1 rRNA gene is annotated in these 1,040 nt (G+C 66.0%); it reads left to right on the plus strand.

Annotated elements, in window-relative coordinates:
- The first annotated feature begins 169 nt into the window (after positions 1 to 169).
- Positions 170 to 284: ribosomal RNA gene (gene rrf, locus OO54_RS40910) — 5S ribosomal RNA — on the plus strand.
- Positions 285 to 1,040: the final 756 nt, after the last annotated feature.

Raw genomic sequence — 1,040 nt, forward strand, 5'->3', positions numbered from 1 at the left:
CCGGATGTGGAAGCCCAGTAATGGGTGGAGCTGACCGGTACTAATAGGCCGAGGGCTTGTCCTCAGTTGCTCGCGTCCACTGTGTTAGTTCTGAAGCAACGAACAGTTGCTGGTTTCTAGAGCAGAACACAACTACAGAGTGTGCTTGTTCGCTCGAAACCGATAGGGTTTCGGTGGTCATAGCGTTAGGGAAACGCCCGGTTACATTCCGAACCCGGAAGCTAAGCCTTTCAGCGCCGATGGTACTGCAGGGGGGACCCTGTGGGACGCTGGGACCAAGGGTCCTTTTGTTTTTTGCTTGACTTTTTCCGATGCGCAGCTGAGTGCCGGCTGCGCGAGAATGACTGCAGTACCCGAAGACAGGAGTCACGACCATGCCCACCAACTCTCCCGACGACCGTCCGGAGCGCGAGCCTCGTCGCAGGGACGGTGGCGCCGGCGACCGGGGCGGCTTCCGCGGGCCGCGCCGGGACGACAGCCGTGGTGGGGACAACCGCGGCGGCGGTTTCCGTCGTGACGACCGTGGCGGCGACAGCCGTGGCGGTGGCTTCCGTCGTGACGACCGTGGCGGGGACAACCGTGGTGGGGACAACCGTGGCGGTGGGTTCCGTCGCGATGACCGTGGTGACCGTCCGGGCTTCTCGCGGGACGACAACCGTGGTGGCGGTTTCCGCCGGGATGACCGTGGTGGCGACAACCGCGGTGGTGGGTTCCGTCGCGATGACCGTGGTGACCGTCCGGGCTTCTCGCGGGACGACAACCGTGGTGGCGGCTTCCGTCGCGATGACCGTGGCGGCGACAACCGCGGTGGTGGGTTCCGTCGCGATGACCGTGGTGACCGTCCGGGCTTCTCGCGGGACGACAACCGTGGCGGTGGCTTCCGTCGCGATGACCGTGGCGGCGACAGCCGTGGTGGGGACAACCGCGGTGGCGGTTTCCGTCGTGACGACCGTGGTGGCGACAGCCGTGGCGGTGGGTTCCGTCGTGACGACCGTGGTGGCGAGCGTCCGTCGTTCCGTCGGGACGAGCGGCCTTCGTAC

It is taken from the genome of Streptomyces wedmorensis, assembly GCF_000716445.1.
GTDB classification, from domain to species: Bacteria; Actinomycetota; Actinomycetes; order Streptomycetales; family Streptomycetaceae; genus Streptomyces; species Streptomyces wedmorensis.